At 66.4% G+C, this 24,778-nt stretch carries 24 protein-coding genes; 13 read left to right on the forward strand and 11 right to left on the reverse strand.

All coding sequences use genetic code 11. The annotated features are described in order from the left end of the window. Positions 1–143 precede the first annotated feature (143 nt). Together ACZYY4_RS00480 and ACZYY4_RS00485 are read right to left on the reverse strand one after the other, a co-directional pair. Positions 144–557: a hypothetical protein gene (locus tag ACZYY4_RS00480; protein ID WP_463807452.1), complete on the reverse strand. Its 414-nt coding sequence runs from the start codon at positions 555–557 to the stop codon at positions 144–146. Further along, positions 558–2,201, reverse strand: coding sequence for a DUF4226 domain-containing protein (locus tag ACZYY4_RS00485; RefSeq protein ID WP_463807453.1), 1,644 nt, complete (start codon positions 2,199–2,201; stop codon positions 558–560). A 538-nt stretch (positions 2,202–2,739) separates the two neighbouring features. On the opposite strand from ACZYY4_RS00485, the gene ACZYY4_RS00490 reads away from it, so the two are divergent. Next, entirely contained in the window at positions 2,740–3,213 is a 474-nt protein-coding gene (locus ACZYY4_RS00490) for a hypothetical protein (protein ID WP_463807934.1), read from the forward strand. Positions 3,214–3,412: 199 nt separating this feature from the next. On the opposite strand, the gene ACZYY4_RS00495 is transcribed toward ACZYY4_RS00490, so the two are convergent. After that, positions 3,413–3,574 (reverse strand): hypothetical protein, encoded by a 162-nt coding sequence (locus ACZYY4_RS00495; protein WP_463807454.1) that lies wholly within the window; start codon positions 3,572–3,574, stop codon positions 3,413–3,415. A 1,752-nt stretch (positions 3,575–5,326) separates the two neighbouring features. Between ACZYY4_RS00495 and ACZYY4_RS00500 the strand changes: the two genes are divergently transcribed. Together ACZYY4_RS00500 and ACZYY4_RS00505 are read left to right on the forward strand one after the other, a co-directional pair. Continuing rightward, the gene (locus tag ACZYY4_RS00500) at positions 5,327–5,965 is read left to right on the forward strand and encodes a DUF5631 domain-containing protein (RefSeq protein WP_463807455.1); all 639 of its coding nucleotides are present in this window, start codon (positions 5,327–5,329) and stop codon (positions 5,963–5,965) included. Positions 5,966–5,997: 32 nt separating this feature from the next. Then, complete coding sequence (locus ACZYY4_RS00505; RefSeq protein WP_463807456.1) at positions 5,998–6,396, forward strand: hypothetical protein; 399 nt, start codon at positions 5,998–6,000, stop codon at positions 6,394–6,396. Here the strand turns inward: ACZYY4_RS00505 and ACZYY4_RS00510 are convergent. Further along, on the reverse strand, positions 6,393–7,118 hold the full coding sequence (locus ACZYY4_RS00510; protein WP_463807457.1) for an acetoacetate decarboxylase family protein: 726 nt from the start codon (positions 7,116–7,118) through the stop codon (positions 6,393–6,395). The two genes, ACZYY4_RS00505 and ACZYY4_RS00510, sit on opposite strands and share 4 nt — an antisense overlap. A 40-nt stretch (positions 7,119–7,158) precedes the next feature. Here ACZYY4_RS00510 and ACZYY4_RS00515 point away from each other — a divergent pair, with 40 nt between their 5' ends. Further along, on the forward strand, positions 7,159–8,388 hold the full coding sequence (locus tag ACZYY4_RS00515; RefSeq protein ID WP_463807935.1) for a cytochrome P450: 1,230 nt from the start codon (positions 7,159–7,161) through the stop codon (positions 8,386–8,388). Here ACZYY4_RS00515 and ACZYY4_RS00520 read toward each other — a convergent pair. Then, positions 8,385–9,362: an NAD-dependent epimerase/dehydratase family protein gene (locus tag ACZYY4_RS00520; protein ID WP_463807458.1), complete on the reverse strand. Its 978-nt coding sequence runs from the start codon at positions 9,360–9,362 to the stop codon at positions 8,385–8,387. The two genes, ACZYY4_RS00515 and ACZYY4_RS00520, sit on opposite strands and share 4 nt — an antisense overlap. Continuing rightward, entirely contained in the window at positions 9,362–10,162 is an 801-nt protein-coding gene (locus tag ACZYY4_RS00525; protein WP_463807459.1) for a crotonase/enoyl-CoA hydratase family protein, read from the reverse strand. Before ACZYY4_RS00525 ends, ACZYY4_RS00520 begins: the two co-directional genes overlap by 1 nt. A gap of 60 nt (positions 10,163–10,222) precedes the next feature. Between ACZYY4_RS00525 and ACZYY4_RS00530 the strand changes: the two genes are divergently transcribed. Both ACZYY4_RS00530 and ACZYY4_RS00535 read left to right on the forward strand, forming a co-directional pair. Then, positions 10,223–11,881: an acyl-CoA synthetase gene (locus ACZYY4_RS00530; RefSeq protein ID WP_463807460.1), complete on the forward strand. Its 1,659-nt coding sequence runs from the start codon at positions 10,223–10,225 to the stop codon at positions 11,879–11,881. A 62-nt stretch (positions 11,882–11,943) separates the two neighbouring features. Then, a complete protein-coding gene (locus ACZYY4_RS00535; protein ID WP_085261555.1) occupies positions 11,944–13,359 on the forward strand; it encodes a WS/DGAT/MGAT family O-acyltransferase in 1,416 nt (471 codons plus the stop codon). Between the two features lie 3 nt (positions 13,360–13,362). Here the strand turns inward: ACZYY4_RS00535 and ACZYY4_RS00540 are convergent, their stop codons facing one another. Together ACZYY4_RS00540 and ACZYY4_RS00545 are read right to left on the reverse strand one after the other, a co-directional pair. Then, positions 13,363–14,916 (reverse strand): succinic semialdehyde dehydrogenase, encoded by a 1,554-nt coding sequence (locus ACZYY4_RS00540; RefSeq protein WP_463807461.1) that lies wholly within the window; start codon positions 14,914–14,916, stop codon positions 13,363–13,365. Positions 14,917–14,958: 42 nt separating this feature from the next. Further along, positions 14,959–15,747 carry a serine hydrolase gene (locus ACZYY4_RS00545; protein ID WP_463807462.1) on the reverse strand — a complete coding sequence of 263 codons (789 nt, stop codon included), beginning with the start codon at positions 15,745–15,747 and terminating at the stop codon, positions 14,959–14,961. A 62-nt stretch (positions 15,748–15,809) separates the two neighbouring features. Between ACZYY4_RS00545 and ACZYY4_RS00550 the strand changes: the two genes are divergently transcribed. Both ACZYY4_RS00550 and ACZYY4_RS00555 read left to right on the forward strand, forming a co-directional pair. Next, positions 15,810–16,205 (forward strand): GNAT family N-acetyltransferase, encoded by a 396-nt coding sequence (locus tag ACZYY4_RS00550; protein WP_463807463.1) that lies wholly within the window; start codon positions 15,810–15,812, stop codon positions 16,203–16,205. An 80-nt stretch (positions 16,206–16,285) separates the two neighbouring features. After that, positions 16,286–17,053, forward strand: coding sequence for an esterase (locus ACZYY4_RS00555; protein WP_463807464.1), 768 nt, complete (start codon positions 16,286–16,288; stop codon positions 17,051–17,053). Between the two features lie 74 nt (positions 17,054–17,127). Here ACZYY4_RS00555 and fadD17 read toward each other — a convergent pair whose 3' ends face one another. Next, complete coding sequence (fadD17, locus tag ACZYY4_RS00560) at positions 17,128–18,648, reverse strand: long-chain-fatty-acid--CoA ligase FadD17 (RefSeq protein ID WP_463807465.1); 1,521 nt, start codon at positions 18,646–18,648, stop codon at positions 17,128–17,130. Positions 18,649–18,677: 29 nt separating this feature from the next. Here fadD17 and ACZYY4_RS00565 point away from each other — a divergent pair, with 29 nt between their 5' ends. Continuing rightward, positions 18,678–19,187 (forward strand): nuclear transport factor 2 family protein, encoded by a 510-nt coding sequence (locus ACZYY4_RS00565; protein ID WP_463807466.1) that lies wholly within the window; start codon positions 18,678–18,680, stop codon positions 19,185–19,187. Positions 19,188–19,205: 18 nt separating this feature from the next. Here ACZYY4_RS00565 and ACZYY4_RS00570 read toward each other — a convergent pair whose 3' ends face one another. Together ACZYY4_RS00570 and ACZYY4_RS00575 are read right to left on the reverse strand one after the other, a co-directional pair. Then, complete coding sequence (locus tag ACZYY4_RS00570) at positions 19,206–20,303, reverse strand: acyl-CoA dehydrogenase family protein (RefSeq protein WP_463807468.1); 1,098 nt, start codon at positions 20,301–20,303, stop codon at positions 19,206–19,208. A 10-nt stretch (positions 20,304–20,313) separates the two neighbouring features. After that, a complete protein-coding gene (locus tag ACZYY4_RS00575; RefSeq protein WP_463807469.1) occupies positions 20,314–21,492 on the reverse strand; it encodes an acyl-CoA dehydrogenase family protein in 1,179 nt (392 codons plus the stop codon). A gap of 190 nt (positions 21,493–21,682) precedes the next feature. On the opposite strand from ACZYY4_RS00575, the gene ACZYY4_RS00580 reads away from it, so the two are divergent. The 4 genes from ACZYY4_RS00580 (at position 21,683) to ACZYY4_RS00595 (ending at position 24,746) form a co-directional block, all read left to right on the forward strand. Beyond that, positions 21,683–21,877 carry a ferredoxin gene (locus ACZYY4_RS00580; RefSeq protein ID WP_463807471.1) on the forward strand — a complete coding sequence of 65 codons (195 nt, stop codon included), beginning with the start codon at positions 21,683–21,685 and terminating at the stop codon, positions 21,875–21,877. Positions 21,878–21,959: 82 nt separating this feature from the next. Beyond that, positions 21,960–22,880, forward strand: a complete 921-nt coding sequence (locus ACZYY4_RS00585; RefSeq protein WP_463807472.1) for a 3-oxoacyl-ACP reductase — start codon at positions 21,960–21,962, stop codon at positions 22,878–22,880. Between the two features lie 251 nt (positions 22,881–23,131). After that, positions 23,132–23,896 carry an MlaE family ABC transporter permease gene (locus tag ACZYY4_RS00590; RefSeq protein ID WP_463807473.1) on the forward strand — a complete coding sequence of 255 codons (765 nt, stop codon included), beginning with the start codon at positions 23,132–23,134 and terminating at the stop codon, positions 23,894–23,896. 7 nt (positions 23,897–23,903) lie between these two features. Next, entirely contained in the window at positions 23,904–24,746 is an 843-nt protein-coding gene (locus ACZYY4_RS00595; protein ID WP_463807474.1) for an MlaE family ABC transporter permease, read from the forward strand. Positions 24,747–24,778 lie beyond the last annotated feature (32 nt).

A 24,778-nucleotide genomic window follows, 5' to 3' on the forward strand; every position in this document is an offset into this window, starting at 1 on the left:
TCGGGATTCCGATAGATGAAGTCGAGGTACTGAAGATGGAATTCCAACATGCCTTCATTACGGCCTTCCTCCGATTTGGAGCCAAGGTATCCACGCCCACGCGTTCGCTGATTGACCTTCCGGAAGGCCATTAAGTGTCATCGTTAGGGCGGCCCGAACAGCTCAGTAGCCTTCAGTTCCTCCAAACTGATTAGGGCTTTGCAGGAAGTTTCTACAATCGAATCAACAAACAGTGCTTCCACTCGGTCTATGTTTTGACTTAGCCAAACCGCGAGCTCGTCCGTAAGCAGAGTGGTACGCTCTTCAACCCCATCAAGATACTGCCGAATCGATGTAAGTCTGAACCAGTTTTCGGTCGTATCGAGGCGACTTGGCGCGACCGCTACGTAGATCTGGCCTCGGTCGTTGATTACCTGCCAACTGGTCGTGTCGCCGGTCACCCGCAGCGATGCGTCCTCGGCAGGTGAACCAGTAGTTGTGGAGTTGGTGATCCGGTATTTTGGGTCCAGATACAACATCTGGAGATACTTGAGGAACAATTCCAATAATCGCGTCATTTATCCACTCCCTGGTCCTGGCGGAATCAACGTGTTGCCGCTGCGCACGTATCCGTGGGATTCGAGGTACCGAATCTCGGCGCCCGTATAACTGTCTTGCCGAATCATACGAAATGGTACTGACAGAGTAATTCTATCGCGATTGGCGACAGCGATATCAAGTACGTGCTGGTTTGCGGCGAGTCGCTCGGTCTCGGTCGCTGCGTTCCATGCGTGCTGCCCGATGTCGAAGTAGCTGGCGCCGCGTTCCCGTGCGACATCAATGTAGGACGGGCCCCCAAGCGGCTGAAATGGTCCGAGGACAGTTTCGCCGGTGCCGGTGAGGTGCTGTTCGGACAAGATCCGCAGCTGCGGACTCATGTGGTCGAGTGGGTTGTCCAACGTGAAAGCAGGTCCCGGTATCACCGGTTCAGGCAGTGTGTGAGGAACGTGCACGCCGGCTTCCGGCAGTGGATGTTCGTGGGTGATCACGGGCGGGACGTGGTCGCCGCTGGTGGTGATGGGGGTATGCAGTCCTGGGTGGTGGATGGCGAGATCGTCGGCGGCGGCCTGGGCGCGGATTTCGGCGTGAGCGATGGCTCGGGGCAACACGTTGTCGGCGCTCAGGCCGGCGGCGCTGCCGCCACTGGTTTCGAGGGCTTCGCGGGCGAACAAGGCCCGCATGCCTTGCCAGCCGGCTTCGACACCGGCCTTGCCGGCGGTGACGGCCGGGCCGGCGCCCACCGCGGTGAAGATGACGTTCTGCAGCAGTGCGTCATCAGGGGTGACGCGGCCAGGGTCGAGGAATCGGGAGGCGACCAGTTTGCCGTCCTGGTAGGTGAAGTACGCGCTACTGCCACTACCGGCGCCCTGGTCGTAGATTTCGCCGGTACCGTTCTTGAGAGTGCCAGTCACCACCATTTTCTGGCCCTCAAGGGTGTAGGCGAACGACAATGCTCCGTCGGCGCCCAGGTGCACCGAGGCAGGGTCAATGGTCGAGTAGTCGGGGATCTTGCCCAGTTCATCGAGGGCATCGGCAAGGTTCTTCTTCAAGGTCGGAAGTCGGGTCATCGCCTCATGGGCCTCATCGCTGCCGGCGCCGTGGGCATAGGCCTTGCCCGCGGCGTCATCGAGGGCCTTTTGGGCGGCCCGTACCCGGGCCATCGCCTCGAGCACAGCCCGATCGTTGGCCCGCAACAGATCATCGAACGCCGTCTGATCCTCTGAAGTGCCAGGCGCCGGGCTCAGGGGCCGATCCCAGCCGGCCAGGTGCGCCGTGACGTCGGAACCATCGGTCGGCGCCCGGCGGAGACCACCCTCGACCGTGTAACCCCCGCTGAGAGCTTGCACCGCTTCGGCCCTGGCCCGACCGTCGGCAACACCGTCGGCAACCACTTTGCGGATTTCGCGGGTCTTGCCGACCAAGAACTGCTGGAATTGGCGAGCCCCCGCAGGGGTGTCCAGGCCACGCCAGGTGGCGGCGGCCTCTTTGATCTCACGTTCGACTGCATCGAGTCGCTGTCGGCACTCGCGGTTGTGTTCAACGGCACCTCGCAGCACCGCCTCGAACTCCTTGTCTGCTGCCACCGATGCCGCGAGCCGTTGCGCCAATTGCGTTTCGCGTTTCCGCGCAGCATCGGCGAACGCACCGCGTTCTTGAAGCACGCCGAAAACGGTAACCCCGTGCTTCCGCCGCCGACAATTCAGTCAGAACCTCAACCCTCGGGGTGATGGTCAGCGCTTTCGACACCCCGGGTCAGACCGCGGGCGCTCGGTGGCATCGCGGTGCCGTCTACATGCAGATGGGCGGCCCCGGCTTCGCTTACCGCAACGACGAGACAAGACGAGGAGACGAGAGGAAGACCGCAAATCGGGCAGTCGAGGCAGCCAGGCATTTACTGGCGCGCTTGTTGCTCCTACTGACCGCTGTAACGCTGCCAATTTGAGGCCACCGCCGCGGGCGGGGTCACCCCAGACTCGTCGGCTAACGCCTGGCGCCGCCAACGCCGCCAGCCCAGCGGAGCCGACCAGCAACGGAAGGGGCGTCATGCGGAAACATAGCCGACCGGCCCGGATCCCGTTTACATCCTGACCACGCTCGATACGCGCCCACCGCAGATCGGCTCTCCGCCTGCATTTTCGTAGCGGAAGCAACGGTGTAAGCGCGAATGCGGCTTCCGGGGATACCATCCGTGACGTGACCATGACGCAGCCTTGGCCGACGCCGCCGCAGCCCAGCCGTCCCCGTACTTGGCTAGCCACAGCCCTCGCCATCCTGGCGGTCGTCCTCGCCGCCGCGGCGCTGATCGTGGCGCTTACTCGGCCGGGGTCAGGGGCAGAACCTACCTATACGGCTGCGCAAAAGACTGAGGCGAAGACGCAATTATGTGATCAATACCTTCTCGCGGCGCACGCGATGAGCATCGAGACTGCTCCGGACGGAGATGTTGCGTTAGCGCGGGTCGCTATGTCAAATGGCGCTTTGATCCTTGAGACCGCCTCGGCGAATCCAGCACTCGAAAGCAAGTATCGAGACGCCGCACGCGCTCTAGCTGGTTCCTACCAAAAGATGGCCGCAAAAGGTACTCGCGGCATGTCGAGTCCGAGTGAATGGCAGGCGGCTGTCGATGAAACGAATGCAAAGGACCGCACAATGAAGGGCTTGTGCGGTGACTGATCTTCCCGACTCGAGACCATTCACGCCGATACTGATCGGCGCATGGTGGCCTGCGCCGCCCACCGGGCCGGCTGATGCAGTCGCCTATTGGTCCGGCCACAAGGACGTCAAACAGCGAGAAGCCCAAGAGATCGACAACCTTATTACCTGGCTCGGGCAACGCAACAGTGGCCACACGGCAGAAGATATGCTAACTCGTCTACGCCTCGGCAAAAAACGTCTTCTCAGTGTTGCCCATCACTGTCGTAGTAAAAGCGAGGCGAATAAAAGCGTCGCCGAGGCGGTGAATCATCTGCGGGATCGCCTCAAAACGATTGCAAACGACGGCAACAACAAAATCGACGAGATCCTTAAAAGACAAGGATCGATCGAAACCAAACTACCCGAAGTTAACGCAGCAATCTTCACAGCTAACACCGACGCCGGCAATGCCGCGACGACTGCAATAAATGCAATAGTCGACGCTACTCAACAGATGTTTGACGAAACCGGGGCTGATGCCACGGCACGAAAGTGGCTGCAGAACAACGGTGCGAATCTCGATGTGCCACCGCCGGGAGGACCCCTCACTGCCGAACAGATAGCCAGAACGCAAAACCCTGATGGCGATGGCGGCGCCGGCGGACAGGGCGGTCTCGGCACCAACGGTTCGCAACCCGCCGGCGGCGATAGCGCGAACGGCGGTGACGGTGGAGCTGGCGCTGCCGGTGTAAGCGGGGGTAGTACACCTACAACTTCCAACGGAAATGGGGGTGACGGTGGAGCCGCCGGTAACGGTGGAAGCGGAGGTAATACGCCTACAACGACCGGCGGAAACGGTGGTGACGGTGGGGCTGCCGGCGGGAGTGGAGCGCGTACGCCTGCGACCACCGGCGGAAACGGTGGTGACGGTGGGGCTGCCGGTGGAAGCGGAACGGGTACACAAACAACAACGGGTGGCAGCGGTGGCGACGGTGGAGCCGCCGGGAACGGCGGAAACGCGGGGGGCAGCGGCACTTTCGTGGGTGGCGGCGGCAACGGAGGTGGTAGCAACCCCGGAGGTGCTTCAGCCGGTGCTAACGGCGGCAACGCCACCCCGAGTGGAGGTAATGGCGTTTCTACTGGAGCCAACGGCGGCGGCGCCGGCGGAAGTGGGACTACAACAGCGGCCAATGGCGGTGGCAGCGGTGGTGGTAGTGGGGCCAATGGTGGCGGGAGCGGTAGCGCTACAACAGCGGCCAACGGCGGTGGCAGCGGTGGTGGTAGTGCGGCCAATGGCGGTGGTAGCAGCGGCGGCGCAAGTACGGTGGCCAACGGTGGTGGCAGCATCGGCAGTGGACCGGGCCCAGGCGTCGGATCGCCGGGCGGCGCCCCTGGGTTTACTGGAGGCGGCGGGGGGATCGGTACCCCCGGTGGCGGTGGGTCCGGCGGCGGACTCGCTGGCGCATCACCCATGTCATCGATGTCCGGCCTCGGCGGTGGCAGTGGTGGCGGCGCCCCAACCGCATCTGGTCCTTCGGGCGGCGGTCCGAGCCAGGCGTTCGCCTCGGGTACGCCCGGGGGGCCGGCCGGGCCAGGAGGGCCAGGCGGACCGCAACCTCCGTGGGCGCAGAGCGGGGCGGATTCCTCTGGATTTGGCCAGTCGTCGGGTCCGCAGGTTTCGCCGTCGCCGTCGGTGACGCCGATGGCGGGCGGCATGCTCGGCAACCTGAGCCATCTGGGCGGCACAAGCCCGGAGGTCGCCCCGACGGCTCCGACCACGGGTGCGCCGGCGGCGACACCGGCGCCCCCTCCCATGACAGCCGGGCCGGCCTCGGTACCGTCGGCGCCGATCAGCGCCGGGCCAGCAGGGCCGTCGGGCCCATTGCCCGGCTACGGGGCGGATCTACGGCCAGCCGGGGCCGCCGCGCCGGCCGCACCAGCTCTCCCAGGCGGGCCTCCGGCCGCCACGTCACCGCCGCCTGGCGGACCCACGACACCCACCTCCGGTGGAACCGCCGTCACGTCCTCCGGTGATCGTCTCGCGCCGGGCAAACCAACCGCGAGCACAAGTGGGCAGTCGGGTGCGGCGCTGGCCGGCGGTGCGGCCGCCGGAGGTACGGCCGGGGCGGGGGCAGGTACAGCCGCCAAGCGGATGGCCGAACAGGACGATCTGCAGCGCAAGGTTGATGCGGTGGCCCGTCAGGCACCGAACCTGGCGTGGGCGGCCGGGCTGCGCGACGACGAGACCACCACCGTGCTGGTCACCGACCTGGCCGGCGGCTGGACCCCCCCCTACGTCCAATTGCCTCCTGGCGTCACGTTGCTCGCCCCCGCACAGCGCCGTCACGACCTGAGCGTGGTCGATCTGCTCGGCGCGGTCGTCGCCACCGCAACACATCAGCCCAACACCTATGTAGCTGACGCCGGCCCAGGCGATCCGGCGCCTGGGACCGGGGAGCGCGCCCGCTACGGCCAGCGCGTCGACGAACTGGGCCCCACCCTGATCGATGCGGCCGGCGCCAGTTCGTGGTTGCCGCGCATCGTGCAGACCGTCGCTCACGCCGTGGCCCGCAGATCCGGTGTCGCCGAAAACGAAATCGAGCTGTTCCGGGAAGTGGTCACCGGTGCCGCCGGCCGGGTGCTGTCGGCCTATCCTCACCATGCCCCTAAGGATGTCGCCGACTGGATGCTGTTGGCGGCCATCGACGCCCTGATCGACGGCAGCGAAGAACTCGCCCGCTACCACCTGGCCTGGCATCAGGCGGTCACCCCGGTCAGGCACGCGGTATGAGCGCACCAGACGGGTCGCCGTGCGGTGCGGCGATGGCCGGACTAACGCAGCTGTTGGAATCCGAGACCACAGCGGAGTTGAATCCCGCTGACAAGAAACAGGCGTGGACGACGGCAGCCGCTGCGGTCACCCACCTGCGCGCCCGGCTCACCGAAATCTGCGAAGCCGGGGATCAAGCCTGCAATGCGGCGGCCGCCTCGACTGCGCCGGACGCCGACAAGCTCACCCAACTCAACGCGATTAAAGACCGCGTCAACAGCGATGCCGCCGTTGCCAGCCGGGCGGCGGTGACAAAGATCGTCGGCGTCATCCAAGGCCTACTCGCCGCCGCCGACAGCGCCGATGACGCCCCCAAATGGCTTGCCGCACAGGGGTTTGATATCACAGACCCCGCGCCCCCGCCGCCGATCCCCAAAGGGAAGCTTCGCTAGCCCCCGACCACAGCGGCATCCCCGAACGTCATCTCGACATGCCCCACCGTCGATGACATCATCGGCCGTTTCGGCAGGCCCAGTGCGGCCAACTCACGGGCGTACGGGTGGGTACCCAACCGCAGCGTCGTACCGCCCATCGCGCCGCGAACTCCGGAAACCCGCATCTCCCAGGCTACTTGGCGAGTCACACCGTCGAGGTGGCTGAACGCCTGCAATGTCCGCGGCTGGGAGGTGAACAGACCCGGCACCGGCAACCCGCGCCCGAACTCCATCGTGGCGATGTGCTCGCCGTCGGCGGCGACGTCGAAACCCAGCCGCTTACCGTCGCGAACGGTGAAGTCCGCCATGATCTTCGGGAATCCCCAGATGGTGCGTCCGGCCTCGAGGGTGAACTCCTGATCCACCGGCAGGTGATGGATGAACGCGCCGGCGGACCCCAGCGCGCGCCAGCCGCTGGCAGACGTACCCGGCGGGTTGATCATCACCGCGGTGCCGAATTCGTGGTACTTACCGAGATCGCCGTCGATGTAGCGGGCCAGCATCAGGTTGACCACCGCCCGCCCGGGCCGGTGCTGGAAAACCTGCAGGCCGCTGTAGTCGATCATCGCCTGTGCGGCGTCTGACGGAACCGAGAACATCGCGCTATGCACATCTGCCTGACGGACGCGGACGGGCATGGTAAGCACAGTGCCAGCGATGGTGTGCTGCGAAAGAGCCATGACGCCCACTGTAATCCGGAGGACGCTGATGACCGAGGTAATGGCTGATGTAAAGCCGACGACCAAGCCCGACGTCGACCTGACCGACGGCACGTTCTACGCCGACGGCGGGGCGCGCGCCGCCTACAAGTGGATGCGGGCGCACGAGCCGGTGTTCCGGGACCGCAACGGGCAGGCCGCGGCGGCCAGCTACGCCGCGGTGATCGATGCCGAGCGCAACCCCGAGCTGTTCTCCAACACCGGCGGCATCCGTCCCGACCAGCCGGGTATGCCGTACATGATCGACATGGACGACCCGGAGCACCTGGTGCGCCGCAAGCTGGTCAACGCCGGCTTCACCCGCAAGCGGGTCACGGACCGACGCCCGTCGATCGAGAAGTTGTGCGACTCGCTGATCGACGCGGTCTGTGAACGCGGGGAGTGTGACTTCGTCCGCGACATCGCCGCGCCGCTGCCGATGGCGGTGATCGGCGACATGCTCGGGGTGGCGCCGACCGAACGCGCGATGCTGCTCAAGTGGTCCGACGACCTGGTGACCGGGCAGAGTTCGCACCTGGACCCGGAGTCGGAGATCTTCCAGGCGGTGATGGAGGCCTTCGCCGGCTACACCGCGTTCACCATGGACATGATCGCCAAACGGCGCGCCGAACCCACCGACGACCTCTACTCGGTCCTGATCAACGCCGAGGTCGACGGGCAGCGGATGTCCGACGACGAGCTCGTCATGGAGACCCTGCTGATCCTGATCGGCGGCGACGAGACCACCCGGCACACCTTGAGCGGCGGCACGCTGGCGCTGCTGCGCAATCGCGACCAGTGGGACGCGGTACAGCGCGACCCGGAGTTGCTGCCCGGCGCCGTCGAGGAGATGCTGCGCTGGACGTCGCCGGTGAAGAACATGTGCCGCACGTTGACCGCCGACACCGAGTTCCACGGCACCCAGCTGCGTCAGGGCGAGAAGATGATGCTGCTGTTCGAGTCGGCCAACTTCGACGAAGCCGTCTTCGACGACCCGGATCGGTTCGACATCCGGCGCGACCCCAACAGCCACGTGGCATTCGGATTCGGGGCGCACTTCTGCCCGGGCAACCAGCTGGCTCGCCTCGAGCTGAACGTGATGGTGGGCAAGGTGCTGCAGCGGCTGCCCGATCTGCGGCTGGTCGACGGGGCCGAGGTGCCGCTGCGGCCGGCGAACTTCGTCAGCGGCCCGGAGTCGATGCCGGTGGTGTTCACGCCAACGGCACCCACGGCTGCGTCGAGAAGGGGCTAAGCCGCTGCTCGCATCGTCTCCACAATCGCCTCGACCGGCGAACTCCACGTAATGCCGAGATCGGCCAACGTCGCCGAGTCGTCGGTCGGGGTGGCCGAGGTCAACAACCAGGCCGCCTCGTAACTCAGGCCCTCGGGCAGCGGCAGCAGCTTGCTGGCCAGGTCACTTACCCGCCCGATACCGCGAAACGCACTGGGGGCTACCGAGATCCGTCGCACCGGCTTACCCAGACCTTGCTCCACCGCGGTGATCATCTCGTCGAAGCCGACCATGATCCCACCGCACAGGTAGCGGTGCGGGCCGCGACCGGGCTTCATCAACGCGGCATGCACGCGGCCGACATCGCGGACGTCGACCATCGCCATTCCGCCGCGCACCACCGGCGCCACCCGGTACTTCACGATCGGCGCCCAGCCCCGCTCCGTGACGCCCGGCGCCGTCCAGAAGGCCGGACCGACCACGCTGGAGGGATAGGTGACCACCACCGGGGCGCCCTCATCCTGCAATCGTCGGGCCACCCGCTCGCCGTAGGCCTTGGTGCGGGCGTAGGCGCTGCGACCGGGCACGGTCGGCGAGTCCGGGCCGATCACACCGTTGGGCGGCGGGAACAGCGCGCTGTAGCTGCTGACCGACACCACCGGATCCAGGCCGGCTTCCACCGCCCGGGTAAGGATCGCCTCGGTGGCGTGGGCGTTGATGTCCCACATCAGCTTTTCCAGACGGTCGTTGGTGCCGACCACCCCGGCGGCGTGCAGCACCGAGTCGCAGCCGTCCAGCAACGACCCCACCACGCCGGCGTCGCGGATGTCGCCGTCGAGCACCTCCAGGGCGCCCAACTCGCGAAGCCGGGGAATGACGGGCTCGGAACCGCAGCCCGGCGCGACCAGCAGTCGTACCGAGTGGCCGGCTTCCAGCAGCGTCTTGACGGTGTGGGCGCCGACGTAGCCGGTACCGCCGGTGACCGCGACCTGCATCAGCGGTTCTTGAACTCCGGCTTGCGCTTCTCGGCGAAAGCCCGCGGACCCTCTTTGGCGTCCTCGCTCAAGAACACCTTGATGCCGATCTTGGTGTCGATCGCGAAGGCGTCGTTCTCGTGCATGCCCTCGGTCTCGTGGATGGTGCGCAGCATCGCCTGTACGGCCAGCGGACCGTTGTTGTTGATCTGCTCGGCGATCTCCAGAGCCCTGGTCAGCGCGTGCCCGTCCGGCACCACCTGGCCGATCAGGCCCATGCCCAGCGCCTCGGCGGCGGTGATGTGCCGACCGGTGAACAGCAGGTCACACGCCATCGTGTACGGAATCTGGCGCACCAGTCGCACCGCGGATCCGCCCATCGGGTACAGGCTCCACTTGGCTTCGGAGATGCCGAACTTGGCGCTCTCGCCGGCGATGCGGATATCGGTGCCCTGCAGGATCTCGGTGCCACCGGCGATCGCGGGGCCCTCCACCGCGGCGATCAGCGGCTTGGTCAACCGGCGGCCCTTGAGCAGCCCGTCGATGCGCGACGGGTCGTAGCTGCCGTCCTTGAACGAGTCGCCGGGCGCCTTCTGGTTGGCCGCCTTGAGGTCCATGCCGGCGCAGAAGTAACCGCCGGCGCCGGTCAGGATGCACGAGCGGATCTCGTCGTCGCTGTCCACCCGGTCCCAGGCCTCGACCATTATCTGCAGCATTTCGCCGCTCAGAGCGTTGCGGGCCTCGGGCCGGTTCAGCGTCAAAATCAGCGTGTGTCCGCGCTGTTCCACCAGGGCGTGGGGCTGTTGTGACGACTCGCTCACCGACGTCCGCCTTTCCGGATTGGGGCCTCGACTTGAAAACGAAATGTAACACGTTCTAGTTTGTGTGTTGTGGCTCTCAACATCGCGGATCTCGCCGAACACGCCATCGACGCCGTTCCGGATCGGGTTGCCCTGATCTGTGGCGACGACCAGCTGACCTACGGGCAGCTGGAGGAGAAGGCCAACCGGCTGGCTCATTATCTGATCGCCCAGGGCGTCAAGAAGGACGACAAGGTCGGCCTGTACTGCCGCAACCGCAACGAGATCGTCGTTGCGATGCTCGGCATCGTCAAGGCCGGCGCCATCCTGGTCAACGTCAACTTCCGCTACGTCGAGGGCGAGTTGCGCTACCTGTTCGACAACTCCGACATGGTCGCGCTGGTGCACGAGCGCCAGTACAGCGACCGGGTCGCCAACGTGCTGCCCGAGACCCCGAATCTCAAGACCGTCCTGGTGATCGAGGACGGCAGCGATGGGGACTACGCCCGCTACGGCGGTGTGGAGTTCGAGACGGCGCTCGAACAGGGCTCACCGGAGCGCGACTTCGGGCCGCGCAGCGCTGACGACATCTACCTGCTCTACACCGGCGGCACCACCGGGTTCCCCAAGGGCGTGATGTGGCGTCACGAGGACATCTACCGGGTGTTGTTCGGAGGCACCGACTTCGCCACCGGTGAGCCGATCGCCGACGAGTACGACTTGGCCAAGCAGGCCGCCGCCAACGCGCCGATGATCCGCCACCCGATACCGCCGATGATCCACGGCGCGACCCAGTCGGCGACCTGGATGTCGCTGTTCAGCGGCCAAACCGTGGTGCTGGCACCGGAATTCGACGCCGATAAGGTGTGGCGCACCATCCACGACCACAAGGTGAACCTGCTGTTCTTCACCGGGGATGCGATGGCGCGACCGCTGCTGGACGCGCTGGTCGCCGCGAGCGACGGTGCTGACTACGATCTGTCGTCGCTGTTCCTGCTGGCCTCCACCGCGGCGCTGTTCAGCCCCAGCATCAAAGAGCGACTGCTGGAGCTGCTGCCCAACCGGATCATCACCGACTCCATCGGGTCGAGCGAGACCGGGTTCGGCGGCACCAGCGTCGTCGCCAAGGGCGAAGCGCACACCGGCGGGCCGCGGGTAACCATCGACAGGACCACCGTGGTGCTCGACGAGGACGGCAACGAGGTCCAGCCCGGCTCCGGCGTGCGCGGCATCATCGCCAAGCGCGGCCACATCCCGGTCGGCTATTACAAGGACGAGAAGAAGACCGCCGAGACTTTCAAAACCATCAACGGGGTGCGCTACGCCATCCCGGGCGACTTCGCACAGGTCGAGGCCGACGGGAGCGTCACCATGCTGGGCCGCGGCTCGGTGTCGATCAACTCCGGAGGCGAAAAGATCTACCCCGAGGAGGTCGAGGCAGCCCTCAAGACCCACCCGGACGTGTTCGACGCCCTGGTGGTCGGGGTGCCCGACGCCCGCTACGGCCAGCACGTCGCCGCGGTGGTGCAGGCACGCGGCAATGCCCGGCCGTCTCTGGAGGACATCAACACCTGCGCGCGCACCGAGATCGCCGGCTACAAGGTGCCGCGCAGCCTGTGGTTCGTCGACGAGGTCAAGCGCTCACCGGCCGGCAAGCCCGACTACCGCTGGGCCAAGGAGCAGACCGAAGCCCGTCCTGCCGACGAGGTGCACGCCAAGCACGTGGCGGCCGACAACTGATTCACCGGAACTTAACGGCAAACCGCGTCCGGCGACCGGGGGTTCGGCGCTAGTCTCGGTCGATGCAGCGACTTTCGGGCGTCGACGCGGCGTTCTGGTCAGCCGAAACGGCGGGCTGGCACATGCACATCGGTGGTCTGGCGATCTTGGATCCCAGCCAGGCGCCGAATTACAGCTTCGATCTGGTCCGCCAACTGCTGATCGAGCGACTACCGCAACTGCCGCAGCTGCGCTGGCGGGTCAGCGGCGCACCGCTCGGGCTGGACCGGCCATGGTTCGTTGAGGACGACGAACTCGACATCGACTTTCATGTGCGGCGCATCGGCGTACCCGCCCCGGGTGGGCGGCGCGAGGTCGAAGAGCTGGTGGGCCGGCTGATGTCCTACAAGCTGGACCGTTCCCGGCCGCTGTGGGAAGTGTGGGTGATCGAGGGTGTCAAGGGCGGCCGGGTCGCGACGCTGACGAAGATGCACCACGCGATTGTCGACGGCGTCTCCGGGGCGGGCCTGTCCGAGATCATGCTGGACGTCACCCGCGAACCGCGTCCGCCGCAACCGGAGTCGGTCGGTTCGCTGACCGGGGACCGCGTCCCCGGCTTCGAGCGCCAGGTGATCGGTGCCCTGGTCAACGTTGCGGTCATGACGCCGTTCCGGATCGGCCGGCTGCTGCAGCAGACAGTCCGCCAGCAGATCGCCACGATAGGGCTGGGACTGGCTCGCAAGCCACCGCGCTACTTCGACGCCCCGGTGACCCGGTTCAACGCGAGCGTGTCGCCGCACCGGCGGATCACCGCCACCCGAGTCGAACTCGCCAGGATCAAGGCCGTCAAGGACGCCTACGGGGTGAAGCTCAACGACGTGGTGCTCGCCATGGTCGCCGGTGCCGCAAGGGATTACCTGAGCAAGCGCGGCGAGTTGCCCGACAAGCCGCTGGTCGCCCAGATCCCGGTTTCGACCCGCACCGACGACAGTCAGGGCGAGGTCGGTAACAAAGTCAGTTCGATGACTGTGTCGTTGGCCACCGATATCGAAGGAGCGGGCCACCGGCTCAAGATGATTCACGAGAACACCCAGAGCGCCAAGCAGATGGCCAAGGCGCTGTCGGCACATCAGATCATGGGACTGACCGACACCACCCCGCCGGGACTGCTACAGCTCGCCGCGCGCGCCTACACCGCGACCGGACTGTCGAACCGGTTGGCCCCGATCAACCTCGTCGTCTCCAACGTTCCGGGCCCGTCGTTCCCGCTCTACATGGCCGGAGCGGAAGTGGAATCGCTGGTGCCGCTTGGCCCGCCGGTGCTCGACGTGGCGCTGAACATCACCTGCTTCTCCTACCGCGAACACCTCGACTTCGGGTTCGTGACCACACCGGAGGTCGCCGACGACATCGACGAGATGGCCGATGCGATCGGCCCGGCGCTTGCCGAGTTGGAGCGGGCCGCCGGCCGGGGCAAAAGCCGGACCGGGCGGCGCTGAGCATCACCGGCCCGGCAGCGCCTGCACCACCCGGATCATCGGGGTCAGCAGCTTCTGCCATAACGGACCCGAGATCCCCAGTGGCGGGTCCAGATTCAGGATGCGGGCGGTGGAGACCGTCTGCGACTCGGTGTACTTGAGGATGCCGTCGGCGCCGTGGCGCCGGCCCACCCCGGAGGCCTTCATCCCGCCCATCGGTGCCGCCGTGGACCCGAAGGCCAGTGCGTAGCCTTCGTCGACGTTGACGGTGCCGGACTTGATCCGGGCGGCGATCGCCTCACCCTGGGCCTTGCTCGCGGCCCACACGCTGGCGTTCAGACCGTATTCGGTGTCGTTGGCGCGTGCGATGGCCTCGTCGACGCTGTCAACCGGGTAGATGGAGACGACCGGTCCGAACGTCTCGTTGCGCCCGCACTCCATCTCGTCGGTGACATCGGTCAGTACGGTGGGCTCGAAGAACAACGGGCCGATGTCGGCGCGGGCGTTTCCTCCGGCGACAACCTTGGCGCCCTTGGCTTTTGCGTCGTCGACATGGTTCGAGACGGTCTTGATCTGATCTTCGGAGATCAGGCTGCCCATGTCGGCGGAGAAGTCATAGGCGCTCGAGAGCTTCATGGCGCGAACCTGCTCGGCGAACTTGGCGGCGAACTCGTCGGCAATCTCCCGCTCGACGTAGATCCGCTCGATTGAGATGCACAGCTGCCCGGCGTTGGAGAAGCAGGCGCGGGTTGCGGCCTTGGCGACCTCGGACAGGTTCGCGCCCTTGGTGACGATCATCGGATTCTTGCCGCCCAGTTCCGCGGAGAACCCGATCAGCCGGGCACCACACTGCTCGGCCAACGAACGGCCGGTGGCGCTGGAGCCGGTGAACATCAGGTAGTCGCACTGCTGCACGATCGCGGTGCCGACCACGGACCCCGGACCGGGCACGACTGCGAACAGCTCACGCGGCAGACCGGCCTGATACAGCAGTTCGGCGTTGGCCAGCGTGCAGTACGGGGTCTGGCTGTCAGGTTTGACCACCACCGCATTGCCGGCCAGCAAGGCGGGGATGGCATCCGAAATCGACAGTGTCATCGGGTAATTCCACGGCGAGATGACCCCGACGACGCCCTTGGGGTGGTGGTTGACGACGGTCTTGACGATGCCGGGCAGCAAGCCCTGCACCCGCTTGGGGGCCAACAACTTGGCGGCCTGGCGCGCGTAGTACCGCGCGTTGAGCATGATGTCGACGATCTCCTCCTGGGCCGCCGAGCGGGCCTTGCCGGTCTCGGCCTGGGCGACGTCCATCAGGAAATCCCGGTTGGCGATCACCAGGTCTCGGTAGCGCTCGATGATCGCGCAGCGCTCTTTGACGCGGCGTGCCGCCCACCGCGCCTGTGCGGCGCGGGCCTTGGCGAAGGCTGCTGTCACGTCTTCGGCGGTGCCGATCGGAATCGTGGTCAGCGCTTTACCGGTGAAGACTTCGTCAATGGTCCTCGATTGGCGGGCGTCGACGTCGTCGATGGCGGCCAGTGCACGTAGCCGGTCGAAGTCTGCGGCGGACGGGGCAGGCATGGCGGTCTCCTACTCGCGGGTAACAAGTGGTTAGCCGCCAACTTACCCCCCGCAGCGGCCGCCCGGTAGCGCGGCGGCATTGGCTTTGAGCCACTCGGTCATCTGGTTCAGTGCGGCCACGCCGGAGTCGAAGCTGCCGTTGTTGGGTTGGGCGGCCAGTGCCACTGCCAGCTGGCCGTGCGGTGTGCCCACGACACCGAACTGCCGCACGAGATAGCCCCCGCCCGGGCCGGGACCCCAGCCGCCCTTGGTCGGGGCGTCGATGCTGGCCAGCCCCCAGCGCTGATCGGGGACGGTGTTGTTCATCAGGCTGTAGACGGGCGCGGCAACGGCCATACACGGCAGGTGGGCGGCGAACACGGCCTGGCGGGCCAGCGGCCACTGGGTCTGGCCGAACGCACTGAATTCCGGTCGCAGCCGCCGGGATTCGACCGCGGTGCCGGGGTCGCCACCGGCTCGCAGCACGGCCTGCACCTGCTGGGCTGCCTGCGGCGCCGGCCCGAGCTCGGACCACAACTTCTCGGCGGCGTCGTTGTCGGAGGCGGTGACGGCCTTGGCTGCCAGATCTTGTGCGTTCGGGCGGTTGGATTGGATCGCCGCGATCGCCAGCGGCACCTTGATGGTCGACCAGGCCACCCCGTTCTGCAGGGTGCCGAGCGTGCCGGCGCCGTTCTGGCCGACCGGCGCGTAGGCGACGCCGATGGTGGCCGGGATGGTGCCGGCCAGCCTCGCGAAGCTGGCTTGCAGGGGCTCTGCGGAGGCGGGGGAGCTCAAGATCAGGGCCAGGACGGCGGCCAGGGCCGCGACGAATACTCGGCGGACAGCAGGCATTGCCTCAGTATTGCGCGCCGGGCGGCTGAAACGGTGGTGGCGCGGCGGCACGGTTCGTGTTCGTGTGGACCGACGAAGGCGAGACCGTGGTGCTCGCCTACTTCACCCTATCCGCGCACGAGATCGTGGCCGTCGACCTGCCGCGCCGCCTTGCGAGGGGAATGCCGGAGCGGATTCCGGCCGTGTTGCTCGCCAGGTTGGCGTTGGACAGCAGTCTTCACGGTCGCGGCTTGGGCGGGCAGTTGCTCTTCGATGTCTACCGGCGCGTGCTGTCTGCAACGCAGACGGTAGCGGCTCGATACCTGGTGGTTGACGCCATCGACGATGCGGCGGTCGCCTTTTATCAACACTATGGCTTCACCCGCTCGCCCGCCGAGCCGTCGATGCGGCTGGTTCGCCGGATCAAAGACATCCGAGCCGACGTCGATACCTCGCGAACCGTCGGTGCCGGCCAGTAGGGTCCTCAACCATGGGTTCGGTCCACGCACGTTAATCTGTCGTCGCGGCGCGTTGCCGCGTTTGCTTGGAGGTATTACCCATGCGCTCTTTCAGCGTGGCAGTGGTCGTCGTGGCTGCCGGCATGTTCGGTTCTTCTGGCGTGGCGGTGGCGGCCCCGAAGGATTACTGCGCAGACCTCAAGGGCGGCAATACCGGCAGCGCGTGTGAGATCCAACTCTCCGATCCCGGGTACACCGTCGACATCAGCATTCCGCTGGACTACCCCGACCAGAAGTCGATCGCCGACTACATCGCCCAGACGCGCGATGCGTTCCTCAACGCGGCCAAGTCCGGCGCGCCCCGCACCACACCGTACGAGTTGAGCATCAAGCCGACGGAATACACCTCGTCGATTCCCCCGCGCGGCACGCAGGCCGTAGTGTTCAAAGTGGGCCAAAACGTCGGCGAGGCCCAGCCACAGACGACGTACAAGGCGTTCAACTGGGACCAGACCTATCGCAAGGCAATCACCTACACGGCCGCACCGGACGACAAGGAACATGCGCCGTTGTGGCGGGTGGATGATCCGCTGAAGACCGTCGCACCGATTGTCCAGGCCGAACTGCAGCAGCAACTGGCACCGGCGCCAGTCGCGCCTCCCGCGCAACCGGGACAGCCGGTTACGACCACGCCGCCGCCGTTGCCGTTCGCGCAAACCGCGCTGTACGACCCGGCCAACTATCAGAATTTCGCGGTGGTCAACGACGGGGTGATCTTCTTCTTCGACCAGGGTGTGGTGTTACCCGCCTCAGCCGGGGGGATACAGGTGTTGGTGCCCCGGGCGGCGATCGACCCGATGATTGCGTAACACTTCCAAACTCTGGTTTCGTAGATGGGCCGCGTCACCAGGAGCTTCTCCCGACCCGCAGATCCGCGAAGGCCTCACCGAATAACGATCCGGAACACCGGATCGGCGCATTCGGTGCCCTCGGCGGACAGCACCCGTTTGAGCACCTTGAAGGTCTCAGTGCGCGGCAGCTCATCGGCCACCCGCACATAGGACGGCCACTGCTTAGGCCCGAGGTCGGGCTGCTCGGACAGGAACGCGTGAAAGGCATCCGCGTCGAACGAAGCCCCGCGGGCCAACACCAGCGCCGCCATCACCTGATCGCCCACCGCCGGGTCTGGGATCGGATACACCGCCACCTCTGCAACAGCATTGTGGCGCAGCAGGATCCGCTCGATCGGCGCGGTACCCAGGTTCTCGCCGTCCACCCGCATCCAATCCCCCAACCGACCGGCAAAGTACGCGTAGCCGGCTTCGTCGCGGTAGGCCAGATCGCCGGAGTGGTAAATCCCGCCGGCCATCCGCTGCGTCTCGGCGTCGGGATCGCGGTAATAGCCGCGGAATTGGCCACGCCCCTTCAGATTCACCAGCTCGCCGACCACGCCCGGCGGGCACTGTTCGCCGGTGTCGACGTCGACGATCGCGTTCCCGTCGACCAGCGGGCCCAGGGCTCCGGCCGGGGTATCCGGAGTGCGGCTGATAGCGACCCCGCCCTCGGTGGAGCCGAAGGCGTCGACCACCGTGCAGCCGAACCGAGCCGCGAACCGCTCCAGGTCCCGCGGCGCCCCCTCGTTGCCATACAGCAGCCGAAGCGGGTTGTCGGCGTCGTCGGCCTGCGGCGGGGTCGCCAGCACATACGACAGCGGCTTGCCGACGTAATTCGCATAGGTGGCACCGAAGCGGCGTACGTCGGGAATGAAGCCGGACGCGGAGAACTTGCGCCGCAACGCGATCGACGCACCCGCAGCCACTGCCACCGACCAGCCCGCCATCACCGCGTTGGAGTGGAACAGCGGCATCGACAGGTAGCACACGTCCGAGCGCCCCAGGCCGAACCGCTGCGAGAGCATCAGCCCGGGGAAGGCCGCCTTCCACTGCGTGCAGCGCACCGCCTTCGGATCACCGCTGGTGCCCGAGGTGAAGATCAGCATGAACAGATCGTCGGGATCGGTGTCGCGGAACCTCACCGCAGCACCGTCGTAGCCGGCCAACTCCGAGGCCCACGAGGATGACTCGACATCGATCGCACCGGGAACGCCGGCGTCGGCGGTGTTGTCGGCCAATACCAGCTGGCAGTCCGCGTGGGCCACGTCGCGCTCCAGCGCTGCCCCGCGTCGGGTGGGGTTCAGACCCACCGGCACGATTCCGGTCAGTGCGGCTGCCACCAGCAAGGTGGAGAAGAACGGGGTGTTGCCCAGCAGCACACCGACGTGCGGCGGCTTGTCGGGGTCGAGACGGGCGCGCAGCACGGCGCCCAGCCGGGCGCCCGCCGCGATGTGGTCTCGCCAGCTGACGAAGGAGTCCTCGTAGAACACGCCACGGTCGTCCACCTCGGCCAGTGCGGCCAGCAGTGCTGTGAAGGTGGACTGTTCGTCAATTCGGGCCGGTGCTGACATGGAGATCAGATTAGTGCTGCAATAGAGCGGTGACTGATACCCAGGCCTTCGACGCCACAGCAGCCTTGAAAAACATCGCCGATATCGAGGCCATCAAGCAGGTCAAATACCGCTACCTGCGCGCCCTGGACACCAAGCACTGGGACGACTTCGCCGCCACCCTGGCCGACGACGTCACCGCCGCCTACGGCCAATCGATGGGCAAAAAGCAGACCTTCGCCGACCGCGACTCGCTGGTGGAGTTCATGCGGAACTCGCTGCCCGGCAACATCATCACCGAGCACCGGGTGAACCACCCCGAGATCACCCTCACCGGTCCGGACACCGCTACCGGAATCTGGTACCTGCAGGACCGGGTGATCGTGCCCGACGTCAACCTGATGCTGATCGGCGCAGGTTTCTATCACGACACCTACCGCCGGACCGACGATGGCTGGAAGCTCAGCCACACCGGCTACGCCCGCACCTATGACGCGACCATCGCCCTGACGGACCTGCCCGGGTTCAACGTGACGTTCGGTGAGGCGCTGAACCGCTAAAACCTCCGACCGAACCAACTACGCCGGCGTTTCCGCCAGTTCGCGGCCGATCGCCAGCAGCTGCCCGGTGGCACCCCCGAGCGCGAACTCGGTCTGCTTGGCGGCCAGGAAGTAACGGTGGATCGGATGGTCGGTGTCGATGCCGACCCCGCCGTGGATGTGGACGATGCTGTGCGCCACCCGATGTCCGGCTTCGGCCGCCCAGAACGCGGCCGTGGCCACCTCACTGGCCGCGGGCAGCCCTTCGCCGACCCGCCAGGCCGCCTGGGTCAGCGTGAGTCGCAGGCCCTTGACATCGATGTATCCGTCGGCCAGCCGTTGCGACACAGCCTGGAAGCTGCCGATCGGCTTGTCGAACTGCTCCCGCTCGCGGGCGTATTCAGCGGTCAGGGCCAGACCGCGCTCCAGCACGCCCAACTGGTAGGCGCTGTGGCCCAGCGCCGTCAGGCTGGTCAGGTAGTCGAGCGCCTCGGTACCGCCGACGAGGCGGCCGGTCTCCAACTCGGTCCCGGACAGCTCAAGGTGTCCGACACTGCCCAGGCCGGTGGTGGCCAGCGGGGTCACTGTCACGCCCGGGTCGGTGGCGGCCACCAGGAAGACACCGGTGCCGGAATCGGTTTCGGCCGGCACCAGGAAGGCGTCGGCCACCGGCGCGAAGCCGACTTGGGTGCGGGTGCCGGTGAGCCGGAAACCGGAGTCGGTGCCGGCAGCCCGGACCGGGCCCTCGCCCATGTCGCCGTCGAGCGCGGCGGTGAGGATCTTCTCGCCGGCCACAGCCGGTGCACCCCATGCCTGCTGAAGCTCCGCGGAGCCGAACTTGGCCAGCGTCCCGGCCGCCAGCACCACCGATGCCAGATAAGGCACCGCGGCCAGCTGGCGTCCCAACGCGGTCAGGATCGCCGCCTGCTCCAGCACGCCGTACCCGCCGCCACCCAGTGACTCGCTCGCCGCGCTGGACACGACATCGGCGTCGACGAGCTTGCGCCACAGCCCGGTGTCGAAGCGCTGCTCCAACGCGTCCAGCTCGCGCTGGTGCTCGGGGGTGCACACCGCATCGACGATGGTCCCGACCAAGCCTGAGAGATCTTGTGCTGCCTCGGTTGTGGAGAAGTCCATAACGAATCCTTTACCGGTTGCGGGGGAGGCCCAGGGCCACCATGCCGATGATGTCGCGCTGCACCTCGTTGGTGCCGCCGCCGAACGTCAGGATCAAACACGCCCGGTGCATGCGCTCCACCCGGCCGCGCAGCAGTGCACCGGGGGAGTCCTGGCGCACGGTGGCGGCGGTGCCGAGCACCTCCATCAGCAGCCGGTAGGCCTCGGTGGCCAGTTCGGTGCCGAACACCTTGGCCGCCGAAGCGTCCGCCGGGGACGGGGCGGCGTCGGATGCGGACGCCAGTTCCCAGTTGATCAGCTTGAGCACCTCGGCCTTGGCGAGCACCCGGGCCAGGTTGAGCTGCACCCACTGCGAGTCGATGACCCGGTTGCCGTGGATATCTTTGGTGTTCTGCGCCCAGTCGCGGACCTCGTCCAGTGCGACGAGGATCGGCTGCGCGGACACCAACGCCACCCGCTCGTGGTTGAGCTGGTTGGTCACCAGCTTCCACCCCGCGTTCTCCTCGCCGACCAGGCTGGATACCGGCACCCGCACGTCCTGGTAATAGGTGGCGCTGGTATCCGGGCCCGCCATGGTGTGCACCGGCGTCCAGGAGAAACCCTCGGCGCTGGTGGGAACGATCAGCATTGAGATCCCGCGGTGCTTCTTGGCTTCCGGGTTCGTCCGGGCCGCCAGCCACACGTAGTCGGCGTAGGCGATCAGCGACGTCCACATCTTCTGGCCGTTGATCACGTAGTCGTCGCCGTCGCGGATCGCGGTGGTGCGCAGCGACGCCAGGTCGGTGCCGGCGCCCGGCTCGGAGTACCCGATCGCGAAGTGCAGTTCACCGGCGGCGATCTTGGGCAGGAAGAACTGCTTCTGGTCTTCGGTGCCGAAGGCCATGATCGTCGGGGCGACGCTGTTGATGGTCAGGAACGGCACCGGGGCGCCGGCGATCGAGGCCTCGTCGGTGAAGATCAGCTGATCCATCGGCGACCGCGCCTGGCCGCCGTACTCCTTGGGCCAGCTCAGCGTCAGCCAGCCGTCGTGGCCCATCTGGGCGACCGTCTCGCGGTAGACGTTGCCGGTGCCGTACTCACCCTGTGTCGAACTCAGCGCCTCACGACGCTCCGGGGTCATCAGGGTGGTGAAGTAGGACCGCAGTTCGCGACGCAGTTCTTCTTGGGCGGGCGTGTAACTGATCTGCATCGGGTGCGTCCTTCGCTGGTGATCGGTGTCACGATAGGATTCTGTTCGACAGCCCGTTGTAACACGTTCTAGTCTCGGGGTCCAACGGCCCTGCCTCGTCGTGTGGCGGCGCTGTTGGATCGTATGGTGGCAGTAGCCGACAATGACGGTCGGAAATGTCCGGCCGGCGCAGGGTTTTCGAGGAGATGTCATGCGAGTTGAGGTGGATCTGGATCGTTGCGAGGGCAACGCGATTTGCGTCGGAATCGATCCCGACCTGTTCGAACTGAACGACGACGAGCAGGCTGAGGTCAAGGTCGCACCGATCCCGGCAGATCGCGAAGCCCACGCCATGCAGGCGATCGCCGAGTGCCCGCGGGCCGCACTGCGCCGGGTCGAGGACTAGCGTCGGCCCGACGGGCGACTAGAGGTATTCATAACCGCGGGCGACGACGGGTGCGCCGGCGCTGAACAGGAGCGGCGTACACATGACTGCGAGCGACAACGCGATCGATCTGTCCGGAAAGGTCGCCATCGTGACCGGCGCGGCCGCCGGGTTGGGCCGGGCCGAAGCGATCGGGCTGGCCCGTTCCGGGGCGACCGTCGTGGTCAACGACATCGCGCCGGCACTGGAATCCTCCGACGTGATCGAGGCGATCGCCGCGGCCGGCGGCAAGGGTGTGCCGGTCGCCGGTGACATCAGCCAGCGTTCCACCGCCGACGATCTCGTCAGCACCGCCGACGGTCTCGGCGGACTGAGCATCGTTGTCAACAACGCCGGGATCACCCGGGATCGGATGTTGTTCAACATGTCCGACGACGACTTCGACGCCGTGATCGCGGTGCACCTGCGCGGGCACTTCCTGCTGACCCGTAACGCGGCCGCCTACTGGCGCCAGAAGGCCAAGGATGACGCAGCCGGAACCGTCTATGGCCGCATCATCAACACCTCTTCGGAGGCCGGCCTGATGGGCCCGGTCGGCCAAGCCAACTACGGCGCGGCCAAGGCGGGGATCACTGCGCTGACGCTCTCGGCGAGCCGGGCACTGAGCCGCTACGGGGTACGCGCCAACGCGATCTGCCCGCGAGCCCGCACCGCCATGACCGCCGATGTCTTCGGCGAGGCCCCGGAAGTCGCCACCGGTGAGATCGATCCGCTGTCACCCGAGCACGTGGTGACCTTGGTCCGGTTCCTGGCGTCCCCGGCGTCGGCGTCAGTCAACGGCCAGGTTTTCGTGGTCTACGGACCTGAGGTAATGCTGATGGCCGCGCCGACGGTGGAGTACAAGTTCAGCGCCGACGGGAAAGCCTGGGAGCCGGCCGGGCTATCGGACACGCTGGCGAATTACTTCGCCGACCGCGATCCGGGCCGGACCTTTTCGGCCTCGGAGTTGATGGACTCGGACTAGGACGCGCTTACGGCACAATTAGAACGCGTTTCAGCGAGGCGTGGGTCACAATCGTCCTGACCAGGATGAATAACCAATTTTGCTCCGCTAAAAGTGCCCTTTGACAGTGCGAACGTGTTCTAGTTAGTATGATCCGGCTCACGCGGGTCTGCGTTTGAATCGTGCGAATGACGTCGACCGCATGACGTGGCCGGATACAGTTCTGCGACCACCGGCGGCCCGGCTGCCCGACCTTAAGGGAAGGACGAGCCTTGATCGAACAGCTCACGGTTCCGGCCCGGGCCGTGGGCGGCTTCGTCGAGATGTCGTTGGACACCTTCCGGGCAATGTTCCGCCGGCCGTTCCAGTACCGGGAGTTCCTCGACCAGACCTGGATGATCGCCCGCGTGTCGCTGGTGCCGACCCTGCTGGTCGCCATCCCGTTCACCGTGCTGGTGGCCTTCACCATCAACATCCTGCTGCGTGAGATCGGCGCTGCCGACCTGTCCGGCGCCGGGACCGCGTTCGGCACCATCACCCAGCTCGGACCGGTCGTCACCGTGCTGGTGGTGGCCGGTGCCGGTGCCACCGCCATCTGCGCCGACCTCGGCGCACGAACCATCCGCGAAGAGATCGACGCGATGCGGGTGCTCGGCATCGATCCGATCCAGCGGCTGGTGGTGCCCCGGGCGCTGGCGTCGACGTTCGTCGCGCTGATGCTCAACGGGCTGGTGTGCGCGATCGGCTTGGTCGGGGGCTACGTATTCTCCGTCTTCCTGCAGGGCGTCAACCCGGGCGCGTTCATCAACGGGCTCACCGTGCTGACCGGGCTCGGGGAACTGGTGATGGCCGAGGTCAAGGCGCTGCTGTTCGGCACGGCCGCCGGGCTCATCGGGTGTTACCGCGGGCTGACCGCCAAGGGCGGTCCGCAAGGCGTCGGCAACGCCGTCAACGAGACCGTCGTCTACGCCTTCATCTGCCTGTTCGTCATCAACGTCGTCATGACCGCGATCAGCGTGCGGGTGCTGGTCAAGTGAGCGCCTCATGAGCTACGACGCCACGCTGCGCTTCCGGCGGTTGTTCCGCTGGGTGCCCAAGGCCGTCGACGACTTCGGCGAGCAGGCACTGTTCTACGCCGACTCGATTCGCCATGTCCCCAACGCGGTGACCAAATACCGCAAGGAGACGATCCGGCTGATCGCCGAGATCACCATGGGTACCGGCGCGTTGGCGATCATCGGCGGCACCGTCGGGGTGGCCACCTTCTTGACCTTGGCCTCCGGCGGTGTGATCGCGGTGCAGGGCTTCTCCTCGCTGGGAAACATCGGCATCGAGGCCTTGACCGGCTTCCTGTCGGCTTTCCTCAACGTGCGGATCGTGGCCCCCGTGGTCGCCGGGATCGCACTGGCCGCCACCATCGGCGCCGGCACCACCGCCCAGCTCGGTGCGATGCGGGTCGCCGAAGAGATCGACGCCGTCGAGGCGATGGCGGTGCACGCGGTGTCCTATCTGGTGTCCACCCGGTTGGTGGCCGGCCTGATCGCGATCATTCCGCTGTACTCCCTGTCGGTGCTGGCGGCGTTCTTCGCGGCCCGCTCCACCACGGTGTTCGTCAACTCGCAGTCGCCGGGCCTCTACGACCACTACTTCGATACCTTCTTGATCCCGACCGATCTGCTGTGGTCGTTCCTGCAGGCGATCATCATGTCGATCGCGGTGATGCTGGTGCACACCAACTATGGATACAACGCGGCCGGCGGTCCGGTCGGCGTCGGTATCGCGGTGGGTCAGGCGGTGCGGACGTCACTGGTCGTGGTGGTGGTCATCACGTTGTTCGTTTCACTTGCCGTTTACGGCGGGTCCGGTAACTTCAACCTCTCGGGATAGCAAGGGAATACAGGTGCAAACGGGATCGAGTC

It is taken from the genome of Mycobacterium sp. IDUB_21 (genome assembly GCF_055419425.1).